Raw genomic sequence first — 14,632 nt, 5'->3', positions numbered from 1 at the left:
GGCGTGGTGGGTGGGGCGGGGGTGGGTGGGTGGGGGTGGGGGGGTTTAGGGGGTGGGGTGGGCGGGAACCGCGCGGGGATGGAGCAGCAGGGCATCGATCAACGGACAACCCTCTCGCGGGTCACCACCGGCATGCGGGTGGTCGACTCGGCCGGCGTCGACGTGGGCACCGTGGACCTCGTGCAACGCGGCGACCCGAACGCGGTGACCGTGCAGGCACCGACCACCGACCCCGGCAGCAGCCTGGACGAACTGATCGAATCCGCGACCGTGGAGGAGCCGGACGTGCCGGCGGACCTCGCCGCCCGGCTGCTGCGCACCGGCTACCTGAAGGTCTCCACCGACCTGGTGCCCACCGGCGCCGTCTACGTCCTCGCCGATCAGATCTCCACAGTCACCCCCACCGAAGTCACCCTCAACACCCCCGCCGCCACCCTCCCCCCAGAGGAGTAACCCCCACCCCCGGAGCGCTCTGTCGATCATGAAGTTACTGCTGCGGGGCGCTTGCCCGGGCAACAACTTCATGATCGACGCTCTGGGTCTGGGTGGGTCGCTGGCGGACCGACCAGAGCGCCACCTCGGTACGGGAGGCGGTGCCGGTCTTCCGCAGCAGGTTCGACACGTGCACGGTGACCGTGCGTACCGAGATGCCCAGGGCGCGAGCCACCTGCTTGTTGGACATCCCGGCGACCAGGCAGTCGAGCACCTCCGCCTCCCGGCCGGTCAGGCAGACCGGGGACAGGGACTCGGGCACGGCCCGGCGGGACGTCGGCACGACCGGACTCGACTCGGGCGGGAGACGCGAGCCCGACGGAGGTGCCGCCGGTGCCAGCAGGGCGTCGATACCCTGCCCGGCGTGCGCGGCGAGCAGTTCGGTGAGCGCGTACGGGTTGCCGTCGGTGCGCCGCCAGACCTCGTGCACCAGTTCGGGGCGGGGGTCCGCGTACACCTGGGTCAGCACCTCGGCGACCTCGGCCGGACGCAGCGGGCCGAGGTGCTGGCGCACCACTCCGCGTACCCCGCACAGGCGCGCCAGGGTGCGGCCGGCGAGTTCCGGTGAGACCGCGCGCGCGGCGGGCCTGGTCGCCACCACCAGCAGGGCCGGCAGCCCGTCGGCGGTGGCGAGTTCGCCGACCAGGTTGAGGCTGGCCGGGTCGAGGGCGTGCAGGTCCTCCACCACGAGCACCGCCGGACCGGCACCGACCAACACCCGGACGGTACGCACGGCCAGCCGGAGCAGGGTGCCGGGGGCGTAGCGCTCACGCGGCGCGGTGGGCTGCTGAGCGAGCCAGGCAAGCGCGTCGGCCGGCAGGTCGAGCCGGGTGGTGTCCCGGCCGCTCAGGACCGCCGCCAACCAGTCGTACGGTGCGGGACTGTGCACCCGGGCGGTGCCGCTGAGCACCACCTCCGGTCGCGGGGTGAAGGCGTCCAGCGCGGCGGCGACCAGCAGGCTCTTGCCCACGCCCGGCCCTCCGGTGACGACCGCGACGGCCGGGGAGCGGCGGCGGCCCAGGACCACGCTGGACCAGGCCCGGTCCAGCTCAGCCAGCTCACCGGCGCGCCCGACCATGGACACCGGCAACATTCCTCAACCCTACGCAGTAGTGCGTAGAGACGCGGGAAGGGTCTTCTTGGCAAGCTTGTCCCATGACGCTGATCCTCCGCTCGGCCATCCTCAACGACATCGGTCTGGTCCGGACCAACAACGAGGACTCCGCCCTCGCCGGCGAGCGCCTCGTCGCGGTGGCCGACGGCATGGGTGGACTGCCCGCCGGCGAGGTGGCCAGCGAGATCGTCATCCGGATCCTCGACGAGCTGGTTCCGCCGACCGCACCGGAGGCCGCCACCGAGGCGCTGCGTGCCGTGGTGAGCACCGCCAACCAGCGCATCCACGCCGCGATCGCCGCCGACCCCGCCCGCGACGGCATGGGTACGACGCTGACCGCGGCTCTGCTGGCCGGGGAGACGCTGGTGCTGGCGCAGGTCGGCGACTCCCGCTGCTACCTGCTCCGCGACGGTCAACTGCGCCAGCTGACCCGGGACGACACGTTCGTGCAGGCGCTTGTCGACCAGGGCGCCCTCTCCCCCGAGCAGGCCCGCCACCACCCGCAGCGCTCGCTTGTCACCCGGGCGGTGCAGGGTGCCGACGCGCCACCGACGATGGGCGCGGTGACCCTGGCCGCCGGTGACCGGCTGCTGCTGTGCAGCGACGGGCTCTCCGACTACGTGGCCGACGACGCGATCGCCGCCACGCTGGGCATGCACGCCGACCGCCACCAGTGCGGCGAGCAGTTGGTGAAGCTCGCCCACCAGGCCGGTGCGCCGGACAACGTCACCGTGGTGATCTCCGATGTCGTGACCGGCTGAGGTACGCCGGCAGCGGCCGGTCGGACCGCCGTACCGCACTAGGTAGTTGTGCCATCTAGATAGCGGCACTAGGGTTCGGCCTGTGGATTCCGACCGTCGGGGGCAGTGGCTGCGTGGGGTGCTCGATCTCTGCGTGCTCGCCCTGCTGCGCGACGGCGAGTCCTACGGCTATCAGCTCGCCCAGTCGCTCGACGCCGCGGGCGTCGGACCGATCCAGGGCGGCACGCTCTACCCGGTGCTGCTGCGGCTGCAACGCACCGGGCTGGTCACCGCGCGGTGGCGGGAGGGCGATTCCGGTCCCGCACGCAAGTACTACCAACTCACCGACGACGGGCGAGCGGCGCTGCGGCACGGCGGCAACGCCTGGTTGGCGTTCGTGGCCCCGGTGACCGGCATCGTCACGAAGGGGGTCGACGGGTGAACGCCGACGACTGGCTGCGCGCATTCGCGGCCGAGCTGTACCAGCGCCGGGTGGGCGGCGACGCCGCCCGGCACGTGGTCGCCGAGGCGGCCACCCATCTGCGCGAGGGCGGCGGTGATCCGTGGCTGGTCTTCGGCTCGCCGCAGGCGTATGCGGCCGCCATCGTGGAGAGCATCGGCACCACGCCCGGCCCGCGTCCGGGCCCCGTCCGGCTGCACGCCCGAGGCATCACCAAGCGGTACGGCCGGCAGGTGGTGCTCCGCGACGCGACGCTGACCGTACGGGCCGGGCAGATCGCCGCGGTGGTCGGCGCGAACGGCTGCGGCAAGAGCACGTTCCTGCGGATCTGCGCCGGTCTGGTCTCGCCGGACGCCGGGGAGGTGACCGTCTCGGGCCGGCTGGGCTACTGCCCGCAGCAGGGCGGCACCGCCGACTTCCTGCTGCCCGACGAGCATTTCGTGCTGGTGGGTGCCGGTCAGGGCGTGCCACGGGGGCCCGCCCGGCAGGCCGGCCGGGCGGCGGCCCGGCAGCTCGGCTGGGACGCCGAGAACGCCGTGCTCGCCCGCCACCTCTCCGGGGGTACGCGGCAGAAGCTGAACCTCACCATGTCCACCCTGGCGCAGCCGGACGTGCTGTTGCTCGACGAGCCGTACCAGGGCTTCGACCAGGGTAGTTACGTCAACCTCTGGGACCAGCTGACCCGGCTACGTGACGAGGGGCGGGCCATCGTCGTGGTGACCCACCTGCTCAACCAGCTCGACCGGGTCGACCTGGTGCTCGACCTGACCCCCGCTCACCAGGGAGGCCGATCGTGAACCGGCTGGTCACCGTGGCCGAGATGACGCTGCGGGAGCTGGCGCGCCGCCGGGGCGTACTCCTGCTCCTGCTGTTGATGCCGTTGACCTTCTGGCTGATCCGACGCGACTCCTACGTCGGGCAGTCGGTGCGCGCGCTGCTGCTCGGCATCAGCTGGGCGGTCAGCACCGCGGCCCTCTTCGCCACCAGCGCGGCCCGCGAGTTGGAGCCCCGGCTCCGGCTCACCGGCTACCGGCCGCACCACCTCTACCTCGGTCGGATGCTCGGCCTGTGGGGGCTCGGATTGGCGATCTCGGTGCCGTTCTTCCTGCTCACCGTCGTCGACGCGAACAACCTGCGGTACGGCGGGATCGCCGTGGCGATGCTCTGCTGCGTGGCCGTGGCCGCGCCGTTCGGCATGTTGATCGGCGCCCTGCTGCCCCGCGAGTTGGAGGGCACGCTGCTGCTGCTCACCGTGGTGGCGATGCAGATGCTGCTCGACCCGGCCGACGCGGGGGCGAAGCTGACGCCGTTCTGGTCCAGCCGGGAGATCGCCACCTGGGCGGTGGACCACACCGACGACGGTTACCTGACCCGAGGTTTTCTGCACGGGCTGGTGGTCACGGTGCTGCTGATCGTGACGGTGGCCGGCGTCTTCGCCGTCCGGCTGCGTCGGCGGCGACACCTGCACCACGTGCCGATCGCCTGATCCTGCCGGCCCACGTCGGGGCACAGGTTCGTTGACACAGGACCTAGCATCACGGGGTGCGCCTCAGATCCTCAATCGCCGCGGTCGCGTTCGGCGTCGCCATCGCCAACCTGGCCGCGTGCAGCCCGTCCGTGCCGAGCGCCGACCCGCGCGGCGCGCAGGCCCCGGCGAGCGGCACGTCCGCGACGCCGAGCGCGGGGCAGGCACCGGGCGCACAGGCCACCCCGGCGGCCCAGACCGGCTTGGGCAGCAGCCCGACCAGCAGTCCCAGCCCCAAGCCGACCGGCGCGTCCCGGGGCGGACGCGGCACCGGCAACCCGACCGGACGGGTGACCGTACCGGCGGCCGGGCAGGCGGTCGACACGTCGAAGCCGACCCGTACCGTCGGCAACGGCACCGCCGACAGCTGCACCTCCGCCGCCGTCATCCGGGCGGTCGCGGCCGGCGGGATCATCACCTTCGACTGCGGCCCCGACCCGGTGACCATCCGGATGACCGCCACCGCAAAGGTACGCAACGCCAACGGCCCGCAGGTGGTGCTCGACGGTGGCGGCAAGGTCACCCTCAGCGGGCAGGGTAAACGGCGCATCCTCTACATGAACACCTGCGACGCGTTGCAGGGTTGGACCACCTCGCACTGCGACGACCAGGATCACCCGCAGCTGACCGTGCAGAACCTCACCTTCGCCGACGGCGACTCCACCGGCCAGCGCACCGACGGCGGCGGCGGTGGGGCGATCTTCGTCCGGGGTGGCCGCTTCAAGGTGGTCAACTCGCGCTTCGTCGACAACCGCTGCGACCGTTCCGGCCCGGACCTGGGCGGTGCCGCGATCCGGGTCCTCGACCAGCACGACGACCAGCCGGTGTACGTGGTCAACAGCACGTTCACCGGCGGATCCTGCGCCAACGGCGGCGCGTTGAGCAGCATCGGCGTGTCCTGGGTGGTCCTCAACAGTGTGCTGCGGGACAACGAGGCGGTAGGTGAGGGCGCCAACCCGGCCCGCTCCGGCACGCCTGGCGGCGGCAGCGGCGGGGCGATCTACTGCGACGGCAACAAGTTCTCCGTACGCCTCGCCGGCACGGTCGTCGAGGACAACGACGCCCGGGAGGGCGGTGGGGCCGTCTTCTTCGTCAGCAACGACCGCACCGGCACCCTGCGCATCGAGAACTCGACCCTGCGCCGCAACCCCAGCCACGGCTTCCAGACCCACCCCGGCATCTTCTACCAGGGCTCCGGCAAGCCCACCTTCACCGCCTCCACCATCCGCTGACCCGTCGATCATTCTCGGTTGATCAAGAAGTTTGCGTCACCGTCGAGGTGGTTTTTCGACTCAAGGCTCTTGGTCAACAGCGGCGGCGGGTCAGTAGGGGTTGCCGTGGCCGGCGGGGAGGGTGGGCGAGATGGACAGGGGTGGGCTGGCGGTTCCGGCGTGCTCGGCCAGGCCGGTGAAGAGTTCACGCAGCGCGGTGACCGAGTCGACGCTCGGGTGCCAGCCAAGCTCGGTCTCGGCCCGCTCGCTGGACATCAGCGGCACGTTGAGGGCCAACTCGACCCAGCCGGCATCGACCGGTTGCAGCCGCGCCCGCCAGGTGAGCGCCGCAGCGGCCCGCAGCACCGGGGCGGCCACCGGCACCGTCCACCCGTGAAAGTGCCGGGCCACCAGCTCGGGAGTCAGCACCGGGTCCGCGGCGACGTTGAAGGCACCGCGGGCGTCGCCCATGACCGCGCGGGCGTACGCGTCAGCCACGTCGTCGGCGTGTACCACCTGCATTCGCAGCCGCCGGTTGGTCGGCACAAGTGGCAGCCGGCCGAACCGCAGCAGCCGCACCGGTGCCAGCGGGCCGAGGAAGTACCGGCTGATCTCGGTGCCGGCGTCCCGCTGAAAAATCAACCCAGGACGCAGCCGGACCAGCCGTAGCGCCGGATGGCTCCGCTCGATCCCGTCGAGCATCTCCTCCACCGTCGCCTTGTCCCGGCTGTACGACGACCCGGGCACCCCGGTGGCCGGCCAGCGCTCGCTGACCGGCATGTCCTTCGGACCGGGTGCGTAGGTGCCGACCGACGAGGCGTACACCAGGGCCGGCACCCGGGCGCGCAGCACCGCGTCGACCACCGCCCGGCTGCCCCCGACATTGGTACGACGCAACACGTGCTGGTCGTGACTGGGCTGGATCTGCCAGGCCAGGTGCACCACCGCATCGGCACCGGCGAAGACACCGGCCAGCTCATCCGCCGCACCGGCCAGGCCGATGTCGCAGGAGTGCCACCGCACCGCGTCGTACGGCTCGCCCGCCCCCGCCGGCGGCAGCCGCCGCGCCACCCCGACGATCTCCACACCGGGCTCGCGCCGCAACCGGCGCAGCACCGCCGAACCGACGTTCCCGCTCGCTCCCACGACCACGATCCGCATGCCCGGTCCGTACCCGGTCAGCCGCTTTCCAAGCGCAGCAGTCAGCCCGCCGTCGCCCGCCGATCCCGGGGTGCCGCTGACACCGGTCGCTCAGCGGGCGAGCAGCGCGCCGATCAGGCAGGCGAAGGCGGCGATCGAGCTGACCGTCCGGACCAGGTTCCACCGCACCCACGGCCCCTCGAACCACTGCCGTACCCCCGCCAGATCGTCGATCCCGTCGACCGGCCCGGCGGCTTCCAACCGGTTGTTGAGCGGCACGTTCCACCGGCCCGTGACACCGAGGGTGACCAGATGGCTGACCAGCGCGACGACGAGCCAGCCGAGCACCGCACCGCCGGTGCCGAGATACCCGACAACGGCCACCGCCACGAGCAGCGGCCCACCGAGGAACGCCGACAGGAACCAGCCGTTGATGATCTTCCGATTGATCGACTGCATGGTGCCGACCAGGGTCCGACCGTCGGTCGCGGCCAGACCCGGCATCACCGAGCAGGCGTACGCGAAGAACAGCCCCGCCACCAGCCCGGTGGTCAGCGTGGCCCCGGCCAGGACGGCGAGGCGGATCGGCTCCGACATCTGCGGCACCTCCAGGACGCGGGGCGGCCCGGCAGGACGCGAGGCAGCCTGGCCAACGACGAGTCCGGACGTCGACCCAGCCGATCCTGCCAGCCGACGTCCACCCCGATCTCACGGGAGCCGCCACCAGGCATCGACGGCGGGCCGGAAGCCGCGAGCCCGCTCCCGTCGGTGTCCGGTAACCTGAGCGGCGCGGGCCGCTAGCTCAATGGCAGAGCTGTGGACTTTTAATCCATAGGTTCAGGGTTCGAGTCCCTGGCGGCCCACCACACACCGCCGATGAGCTGCGGTAACGCCTAGTGAAGATCATCGGGCACAGCGAGGGCACAACTCAGCTCCGATCTTGGTCGGTGGGAGCTTCCGGTCGCTCGCTGCCTGCCTGTCGCAGGGGCCACCGACCAGGCCGCGTGGCCGATCCTTCTTCGGCAGCCAGTGGACGTAGGTTTCGAGCGCGAAGAGACCGGCGTTGAGGTCAATTCGCCAGGTCAGATGGTCCTCCCAGCTTCGTCCGGCGAACTGGACCTTCATGTCGCCGAGGCCCCGCCGGGACTGGCCTCGGGATCGATCAGGTCGTGCACCTCTCCACCCCCGTTGCGCAGCTTTTCGACTGCTTCGTTCAAACGGCGGGCGTTGGCCGGGCTAGCCATCAGGTAGGCCGTCTCCCTCAGCGACTCGTACTCGCGCAGCGAGATGATGATCACGGCAGACTCACGGCCGGAGCGGGTAACTACAACTTCCTCAGCGTCGACGACGTAGTCGAGCATCTTGGCCAGGTTCTGCCCGACTTCGGAGTAGGTAACGGTGCGCATCACGCCTCCCGAACATGTCGTACAAGAATTCGTACAACCGAGCCGTCGGCGCAGCGCGCAGATTCTTCACCTGGCGCGGCGCGGACGCCGCGTGCACACCTGAATACTTAGCCGTTGCGCTAAGTATCGTCCTACAGGATACTTAGCCACATGGCTCAGTATTCGGCGCAGCTCGACGGCGTGTTTGGGGCCCTCGCCGACCCGACGAGACGCGGGGTCCTCCGCCGCCTCGGCCGTGGTCCGACGACCGTCGGTGAACTCGCCAGCGAGTTCCCGATGACCCTTCCGTCGTTCATGAAGCACGTACGGGTCCTCGAGTCCAGCGGGCTGATCCAGACGGCCAAGGCCGGGCGGGTACGCACCTGTGTGCTCAACCGGGAGCGCCTCGCCGTCATCGACCACTGGCTCGCCGAGCAGCGCCAAATCTGGGAAGAGCGCACCGACCGCCTCGAACGCTTCGTCACCGACCTTGAGGAGCACCAAGAGTGAAACCCGACCTGGACCTGTCCGTGGAGCGGGTCATCCGCGCACCCCGCGTCACCGTCTGGAGGGCGTGGACCGACCAGTCCCGGCTGGCGAAGTGGTGGGTTCCGGCCCCTGCTCACTGCCGCGTCGACCGCTTGGACGTCCGGCCCGGCGGCGGGTTCGTGACCCGGCTGAGCGACGACGGCGGTGAGTTCGTCCCGCACATGGACGCGACCTTCCTGGTCGTCGACGAATACGAGCGGATCGTGTTCACGAACGCCGTCGACAGCGCCTGGCGGCCCGCGAGTCCTGTCCCGGTCGCCATGACCGCCGAGGTCACTTTCAACGATCACCCGGACGGCACGGACTACCGGGTCGTCGTCCGCCATGGTGATCCCGCCGCTCGCGCCCGTCATCAGGAACTCGGCTTCGCCGACGGCTGGGGCTCGGTGACCGCCCAGCTCGCCGGATTCGCCGAAAGTGAGGAGACACGATGAAGATCGCCCTGACCGAGTTCGTGACCCTCGACGGGGTCAGCCAGGGGCCCGGCTCGCCGACCGAGGATCCGAGTGGCGACTTCACCCAGGGCGGTTGGCTCGTGCCCTACCTGGACCCGCTCTTCGTCAAGCGCACCTCCGAATGGCTTGATCTTGCCGACGGTCTGCTGCTGGGGCGACGGACGTACCAGGCGTTCGCCCGCGACTGGCCGCAGATCACCGACCCGAACGACCCGTTCACGGAACGGATGAACTCGCTACCGAAGTACGTCGTCACCAACACCCTCACCGAGGGCAGTTGGCGTCCCGTGACGCTGCTCCACGGCGACCCGATCCAGACCGTCGGGCAGCTCAGGACGCAGCCGGGACGGGAGCTTCAGATTCACGGGAGTGCGCGGCTCGGCAAGGCCCTGTTGGCGGCCGGTCTGGTCGACACGCTCCGGCTCGTCGTCGCTCCCACCGTGGCAGGTTCCGGACGGCGTCTACTGGACCACCCGAGCGCACCCGTCGGCCTGCGACTCGTTCACCACGAGGCGACGCCGAACGGTCTGCTGCTTGTCGAGTACGCGCAGGTCGGCGTCGCGCCGGTGGCCGAGTACGGCGGCGTCACGGCGTTCGTCTAGATTCCGGCCCTCAGCCGGGCCGCAGAAGCAGCAGCGCGACGGTGGCCAGGTAGATGATCGGGATGGCGGCCCCTTCGAAGCCGATGCCCCGGCGTTCCCTGATCAGCAGCCCGGCGGTCAGCGTGGCCGTCATCAGGGTGGTCATGCCGGTGAACAGCAGCCCCGACAGGTTCGCCTCCGAGTAGATCGACCCGGGCCGGTAGGCGGCGTCGGCGAGGAAGATCATCAGGGAGTCGAACGCGTTGCCGCCGAGGATGTTGCCGATGCCGAGGGTCAGCGCCCCGATGCGGATCGCCGCGATGAGCGTGATCAACTCCGGCAGCGAGGTGATCGCCGTGGTGATGGTGAAACCCACGAATCCGCTGGGCAGGCCGGAGGCGGCGACCACGCCGAGGCCACCCTGACCGATCAGGTAGCCGGTGGCGGCCACGACAGCCGCCAGCGCGGCCAGTCGGAGCCACAGCCGACGCAGGCTCATCCCGGATGTCTGGGCAGCCGGCTCGTCCTGACGGGTCTCCGTGGTACGCCGGGCGAACCACATCGGTTCCCGGCGGAGCCGGCGCAGCAGCACCAGACCGTACAGGTAGATGACGGGGATCAGCAGGCTCGCCGGGTGCACCCAGAGCACGGTGAGTTCAGGCGTGGCGTACGCCACCACGGGCAGGCAGAGCAGCGCCACCAGCACGACCGCCTGTAAGACGTTCTCCAGGGACGCCGCCGCGTGCTCGATGTTCGAACGGCGGTAGAGCAGGTCGGCGATGGCCAGCCACACCGTCTGCACCGCGATGCCACCGATCGGGTTGGCGAGGGCGAACTCGGCGTCCTGCCGAACCGACCCGATGATCGTGGTGGCGATGCCGGGCAACGAGGTCACCGCGCCGAGCAGAAGGGCGCCGGCCACCGCCTCGCCCATCCCGGTCCGGTCGGCCAGTTCGTCGGCCGTCCGGACCAACGCCCGGCCGGCGGACAGGATCGCCGCGAGGGCGGCGACCAGCGCGACCACGCTGGGCAGGAGCGGCCAGGTACCGGTGATCACGAGAGGTCGCCTGAAGGTTGTTCGAGAGCCATGCCTCTCCCCGTACCCAGCTGGCGGGATTTTGCGCAGCGGCGGGCCAGGTGACGAGGTGCGGAGGTCTGCCAGACTCGCTCGGCGTGAGACATCAGCAGATTCTGGACAAGCTCGCCGCGCCGGCCCTCGTCCGCGCGCTGAACGAGGATCTGGCCCGGTGGGTGGGCTGGCAGCTGGTGGCCGTACCGGACGATCACCGCGAGCTGGCGCGACGGGTCGTTCCACCGATCCTCACCCGCTGGCGGTGCCTGCTCGACGCCGACGACACCGCTGCGGCGACCCGGCACCGTGGCTGGGTGGCGATGGCGGTTCTGCTGCACCGGTACGGCCTCGCCGATGAGGCTGTCACGGCCCACGCGTCGGCTGCCATCGACTCACTCAATCGCGACGTCGTGCTCTCCGACGCCTTCGCCCGGCAGTCTCCGGCCATCAAGGACTTCCTCGCCACGCCGCCGACTCCGCTGACGCGCCGGCCGCGCCGGCCCGGGACGCTGACGCTCCTGCGCCCCGGAGACGTGGTGTCCATTCAGGTGGGGTCGAGCTTCCACGCTGCATTCGTACGCGAGGTCGCGGGCGGCAACGAGTACCCGGTCATCGAGTTCTACGCCGGCCGTTTCGACAGGCCACCGACGTTTGACGAGTTGTCCGGCCGGGCCGCCGCCCGCGACCGCGGCCAGGCCCGGTTCGGGGTGGTCGGGCTCACCTACCTGCCCGACCCCGCCAACCAGGTCCTGGCCCTTGCCTCCGGGCAGCAGCAGCCACCGGTGGGCACCGATCCCGGGCCGGGCGAGGGCCGCTACACGATGACCGACATCATCCGGCTGCAACACGCCATCACCCGCCTGTTCCAGTGAGCACGGGTCGTCGGTCGTACCGCAGGACGAGCCGGCCGCAGACGGCGCCGAGGATCAACTCGACCACCATGGCGGCCACGAGTCCGGCAGCCGGTGGCCCGTCGAGCGCCATGCCGAGCAGCCGGGACAGGCCGTAGGCCAGGTAGACCACGGCGCCGACCAGGGCGGCGGGGTAGGTCAGCCGTCGGACGTGCCCGCCGAGCATGACGAGTACGCCGGTGGCCAGCAGCGCCCCTCCGGCACCGCGGGTCTCACTGAGCAGGCTGCTGTTGCCCGCGTACTCGATGCCGTTTCCGGCGTGGAACGTCGCCGGAACGGTCAGCAACGCTCCACCGATGACGATCGCGACCAGTCCGGCGACGGTCAGGCCGATCCTTCCGGGTGGAGGGGCGGGTGGTGCTCCGGTAGGTGTGTTCCGGCCGCTCACCGCTGCCACGTCCCGGCAGCGACGGCCCGTCGGCAGACCTCGGCGAAGTCAACCGGCTGCCGGTCGAGTGCCTGGTGGACGCCGTCGCCGAGGCTGGCGTTGCGCCCGTCGAAGACCTCCATACAGAGGTCGGTGAGGAGCCGGGCGTGCTCCGGCCCGACCTGCCCGACCAGGCCGTCGTGGAACTGCTCGGCGGTGACCGGCAGGTAGCGCACCTCCCTACCGGTGGCCTCGGCGATCTCCGCTGCCGCCTGGTCGAAGGTCAGCAGGCGGGGGCCGGTGACCTCGTACGCCCGCCCGTCGTGCCGGTGGTCGGCGAGCGCGGCGACGGCGACGTCCGCGACGTCGTCCACGTCGACGAACGGCTCGGCGACCTGGCCCGCCGGCAGCGCGATCAGGCCGTCGTGGACGGCCTGCGCCAGCTGGCCCTCGGTGAAGTTCTGCGTGAACCAGCTGGCCCGCACGATGGTGTACCCGAGCCCGGAGCCGGCGACGATCGCCTCACAGCGCTGCGCACCCGCCTCCCCACGACCCGACAGCAGCACCAGCCGGCGCACGCCCGTCTTACGGGCGACGTCGACGAACGCCTCGACCACGTCGGACGCCTGCGGGGCGGCCAGATCCGGGAAGTAGCACAGGTACACGGCGTCGATGCCGCGCAGCGCGGCCGACCACGTCTCCGGCCTCGCCCAGTCGAAGGGCTGTTCGCCACGGCGGGAAGCCTGCCGCACCGGATGTCCGAGGCGGATGAGGCGGTCGGCGACGCGTCGGCCGGTCTTGCCGGTCGCGCCCGTGACGAGTACTGACGGTCGGGACATGGGTGGCTCCGTTCCGGAGAGGATTGCTTTTCGCTGCCAACCCAGCCTGATGCGGATTCGGTGGTGGAACAATGATCGTGCTGCCGGATTTCTTTGCCTGTCGTCCAGCCGCTTGGACGACAGGCACATCTGCGAGAGCCTTGAGCGATGTGGACGACACCGGCCTGCGAGGTCGCGGCATCCAGTGACCCACTCGGCGAGACCCTGCATCTCCTCCGGCTCACCGGCACGCTGTACTGCCGCGCCGAGCTGACCGCACCGTGGGGCGTGGCGGTGCCGGCCCTGCCCGGTTGCATGACGTTGCAGGTGGTCACGGCTGGGCGGTGCTGGCTTGAGGCGGACGGCGTCGAACCGCGCCTGGTCGGGCCGGGCAGTCTGACGCTGATCCCGCACGGCATTCCGCACCGCTTCCGCAGTGATCCGCAGGCGTCGACCGAGGCACTCTTCTCGATTCCGGTGCAGCGGCTCAGCGAGCGTTACGAGATCATGCGGTACGGCGGTGGCGGCGAGCTGACCCAGGTCACGTACGCGGTGCTGCGGCTGGACCACGTCGCGGCGCAGCGGATGGTCGCTCAACTGCCGACCGTGCTGCACCTGGACCGGTTCGACGACGAGACGGGGTGGTTGCACAGCACGCTCCGGTTCGTGGCCAGCGAGGCGCAGACGTTGCGTCCGGGCGGCGAGACGATGCTCACCCGGCTGGCGGACGTGCTGGTCATCCAGACGATCCGCGCCTGGTTGGATGCCGCACCCGAGGCGCGCCAGGGATGGCTGGCGGCGCTGCGTGATCCCCAGATCGGGCAGGCCCTCACCGCGCTGCACCGTACGCCCGAGCGGGACTGGCGCGTGACCGATCTGGCCCGGGAGGCGGGCATGTCCCGGTCGGCGTTCGCCGCACGCTTCACCGCGCTGGTCGGCGAACCCGTCATGCGGTACGTGGCCGCGTGGCGACTGCAACTCGCCCACGACCATCTCGGTCGTAGTGACGAACCACTGCCGGTGGTGGCGCGGCGGTTCGGCTACCAGTCGGAGGCTGCGTTCTGTCGTGCCTTCAAGCGGGCGTACGGGGTGCCGCCGGGCCGGCTGCGCCGCGAGCCTGTTCCAGACCGTCGAAGAGCAGATCGAGGGTGAACTCGAACTCGGTCTGACTGTCACACCAGCCCAGGGTGGGGTCGGTGGCGTCGTGCAGCTCGGCGGCCACCATCGCGGCCAGGTGGGGCAGCTGTGCGGACAGCGCGGCCAGCTCCGCCTCCGCCGCGTCGGCGTCGACCTCCGCACCGGCGGCGGGTTGGAAGACCTCCTGAGCGAAGCCGAGAGCCAGGCTGCCGAACGCGTGCAGCGCCCGGTGGGCAATCCGGTACGAGAAGCCGCCGTCGATCAGGATGGCGAGGATGCCTTCGTAGTAGCCGTACACCCCGCCGGGAATGGTCGAGCGGGAAGTGAGCAGGGCGGGCGCCCACGGGTGCCGCAGCATGACCGCGCGTGCGGCAAGGAAACGTGACCGTAGCCGGGTACGCCAGTTTCCGCCGGCCGCCTCCGTCTCGGCCTGGTCGGCGGCCGTGACGATCTCGGCGACCACGGCATCGACGAGGCCGTCGAGCAGCCCCTCCTTCCCGGGCAGGTGGTGGTAGAGCGACATCGCCTCGACGCCGAGGTCGGCGGCGAGCCGGCGCATCGTCAGCGCCGCTATCCCCTCCGCGTCAACCAGCGCGATCGCGGCGACCAGCGCCCGGTCACGGCTCAGCGGCTCCCGGCGTCTTCTCGCTCCCATGCGGCTCCCATCTTCCCTTG

General features: G+C 70.9%; 19 protein-coding genes and 1 tRNA gene. 12 read left to right on the top strand and 8 right to left on the bottom strand.

From position 1 onward, the window contains the following. The first annotated feature begins 78 nt into the window (after positions 1 to 78). Positions 79 to 453, top strand: a complete 375-nt coding sequence (locus Vse01_RS16065; RefSeq protein ID WP_093403915.1) for a hypothetical protein — start codon at positions 79 to 81, stop codon at positions 451 to 453. 34 nt (positions 454 to 487) lie between these two features. On the opposite strand, the gene Vse01_RS16060 is transcribed toward Vse01_RS16065, so the two are convergent. Further along, a complete protein-coding gene (locus tag Vse01_RS16060; protein WP_093403914.1) occupies positions 488 to 1,585 on the bottom strand; it encodes a helix-turn-helix domain-containing protein in 1,098 nt (365 codons plus the stop codon). Positions 1,586 to 1,647: 62 nt separating this feature from the next. On the opposite strand from Vse01_RS16060, the gene Vse01_RS16055 reads away from it, so the two are divergent. The 5 genes from Vse01_RS16055 to Vse01_RS16035 all read left to right on the top strand — a co-directional run bounded on the left by Vse01_RS16055 (position 1,648) and on the right by Vse01_RS16035 (position 5,563). Then, on the top strand, positions 1,648 to 2,367 hold the full coding sequence (locus Vse01_RS16055) for a PP2C family protein-serine/threonine phosphatase (protein ID WP_093403912.1): 720 nt from the start codon (positions 1,648 to 1,650) through the stop codon (positions 2,365 to 2,367). A gap of 82 nt (positions 2,368 to 2,449) precedes the next feature. Next, positions 2,450 to 2,788, top strand: coding sequence for a PadR family transcriptional regulator (locus Vse01_RS16050; protein WP_093403911.1), 339 nt, complete (start codon positions 2,450 to 2,452; stop codon positions 2,786 to 2,788). Further along, entirely contained in the window at positions 2,785 to 3,603 is an 819-nt protein-coding gene (locus Vse01_RS16045) for an ATP-binding cassette domain-containing protein (RefSeq protein ID WP_093403909.1), read from the top strand. Before Vse01_RS16050 ends, Vse01_RS16045 begins: the two co-directional genes overlap by 4 nt. Further along, on the top strand, positions 3,600 to 4,292 hold the full coding sequence (locus Vse01_RS16040; RefSeq protein WP_093403907.1) for an ABC transporter permease: 693 nt from the start codon (positions 3,600 to 3,602) through the stop codon (positions 4,290 to 4,292). The genes Vse01_RS16045 and Vse01_RS16040 overlap by 4 nt, the downstream gene beginning before the upstream one ends. Before the next feature lie 56 nt (positions 4,293 to 4,348). After that, positions 4,349 to 5,563 carry a hypothetical protein gene (locus Vse01_RS16035; RefSeq protein WP_093403905.1) on the top strand — a complete coding sequence of 405 codons (1,215 nt, stop codon included), beginning with the start codon at positions 4,349 to 4,351 and terminating at the stop codon, positions 5,561 to 5,563. Between the two features lie 90 nt (positions 5,564 to 5,653). Here Vse01_RS16035 and Vse01_RS16030 read toward each other — a convergent pair whose 3' ends face one another. Beyond that, a complete protein-coding gene (locus Vse01_RS16030) occupies positions 5,654 to 6,703 on the bottom strand; it encodes an NAD-dependent epimerase/dehydratase family protein (protein WP_093403904.1) in 1,050 nt (349 codons plus the stop codon). A 90-nt stretch (positions 6,704 to 6,793) separates the two neighbouring features. Then, positions 6,794 to 7,279, bottom strand: a complete 486-nt coding sequence (locus Vse01_RS16025; protein ID WP_093403902.1) for an anthrone oxygenase family protein — start codon at positions 7,277 to 7,279, stop codon at positions 6,794 to 6,796. 194 nt (positions 7,280 to 7,473) lie between these two features. On the opposite strand from Vse01_RS16025, the gene Vse01_RS16020 reads away from it, so the two are divergent. After that, positions 7,474 to 7,548, top strand: a tRNA-Lys gene (locus Vse01_RS16020). Positions 7,549 to 7,803: 255 nt separating this feature from the next. Here the strand turns inward: Vse01_RS16020 and Vse01_RS16015 are convergent. Beyond that, positions 7,804 to 8,088 (bottom strand): type II toxin-antitoxin system Phd/YefM family antitoxin, encoded by a 285-nt coding sequence (locus Vse01_RS16015; protein ID WP_093404183.1) that lies wholly within the window; start codon positions 8,086 to 8,088, stop codon positions 7,804 to 7,806. A gap of 150 nt (positions 8,089 to 8,238) precedes the next feature. On the opposite strand from Vse01_RS16015, the gene Vse01_RS16010 reads away from it, so the two are divergent. Genes Vse01_RS16010 through Vse01_RS16000 form a run of 3 tightly spaced genes read left to right on the top strand, consistent with a single transcriptional unit; the run spans position 8,239 to position 9,673 of the window. Then, positions 8,239 to 8,577 (top strand): ArsR/SmtB family transcription factor, encoded by a 339-nt coding sequence (locus Vse01_RS16010; protein WP_093403899.1) that lies wholly within the window; start codon positions 8,239 to 8,241, stop codon positions 8,575 to 8,577. Then, the gene (locus Vse01_RS16005) at positions 8,574 to 9,050 is read left to right on the top strand and encodes an SRPBCC domain-containing protein (RefSeq protein ID WP_093403897.1); all 477 of its coding nucleotides are present in this window, start codon (positions 8,574 to 8,576) and stop codon (positions 9,048 to 9,050) included. The genes Vse01_RS16010 and Vse01_RS16005 overlap by 4 nt, the downstream gene beginning before the upstream one ends. Further along, positions 9,047 to 9,673 carry a dihydrofolate reductase family protein gene (locus Vse01_RS16000; RefSeq protein WP_093403896.1) on the top strand — a complete coding sequence of 209 codons (627 nt, stop codon included), beginning with the start codon at positions 9,047 to 9,049 and terminating at the stop codon, positions 9,671 to 9,673. Before Vse01_RS16005 ends, Vse01_RS16000 begins: the two co-directional genes overlap by 4 nt. Positions 9,674 to 9,683: 10 nt before the next feature. Here Vse01_RS16000 and Vse01_RS15995 read toward each other — a convergent pair whose 3' ends face one another. Continuing rightward, positions 9,684 to 10,709 carry a sodium:calcium antiporter gene (locus Vse01_RS15995; protein ID WP_170863416.1) on the bottom strand — a complete coding sequence of 342 codons (1,026 nt, stop codon included), beginning with the start codon at positions 10,707 to 10,709 and terminating at the stop codon, positions 9,684 to 9,686. Between the two features lie 116 nt (positions 10,710 to 10,825). Here Vse01_RS15995 and Vse01_RS15990 point away from each other — a divergent pair, with 116 nt between their 5' ends. Beyond that, complete coding sequence (locus tag Vse01_RS15990; protein ID WP_170863415.1) at positions 10,826 to 11,596, top strand: hypothetical protein; 771 nt, start codon at positions 10,826 to 10,828, stop codon at positions 11,594 to 11,596. Here Vse01_RS15990 and Vse01_RS15985 read toward each other — a convergent pair. Continuing rightward, a complete protein-coding gene (locus Vse01_RS15985; protein WP_170863414.1) occupies positions 11,577 to 12,023 on the bottom strand; it encodes a DUF4345 domain-containing protein in 447 nt (148 codons plus the stop codon). The genes Vse01_RS15990 and Vse01_RS15985 overlap by 20 nt on opposite strands. Further along, on the bottom strand, positions 12,020 to 12,841 hold the full coding sequence (locus Vse01_RS15980) for an NAD(P)H-binding protein (RefSeq protein WP_093403891.1): 822 nt from the start codon (positions 12,839 to 12,841) through the stop codon (positions 12,020 to 12,022). The genes Vse01_RS15985 and Vse01_RS15980 overlap by 4 nt, the downstream gene beginning before the upstream one ends. Before the next feature lie 147 nt (positions 12,842 to 12,988). Here Vse01_RS15980 and Vse01_RS15975 point away from each other — a divergent pair, with 147 nt between their 5' ends. Continuing rightward, a complete protein-coding gene (locus Vse01_RS15975; protein WP_093403889.1) occupies positions 12,989 to 13,972 on the top strand; it encodes an AraC family transcriptional regulator in 984 nt (327 codons plus the stop codon). On the opposite strand, the gene Vse01_RS15970 is transcribed toward Vse01_RS15975, so the two are convergent. Continuing rightward, entirely contained in the window at positions 13,893 to 14,612 is a 720-nt protein-coding gene (locus tag Vse01_RS15970; protein ID WP_093403888.1) for a TetR/AcrR family transcriptional regulator, read from the bottom strand. The genes Vse01_RS15975 and Vse01_RS15970 overlap by 80 nt on opposite strands. Positions 14,613 to 14,632: the final 20 nt, after the last annotated feature.

This window comes from Micromonospora sediminimaris, from assembly GCF_016863575.1.
In the GTDB taxonomy this organism is placed as follows: domain Bacteria; phylum Actinomycetota; class Actinomycetes; order Mycobacteriales; family Micromonosporaceae; genus Micromonospora; species Micromonospora sediminimaris.
The sequence above is the reverse complement of the archived record's forward strand: the minus strand, read 5'-3'. Positions and strand labels throughout refer to the sequence as shown.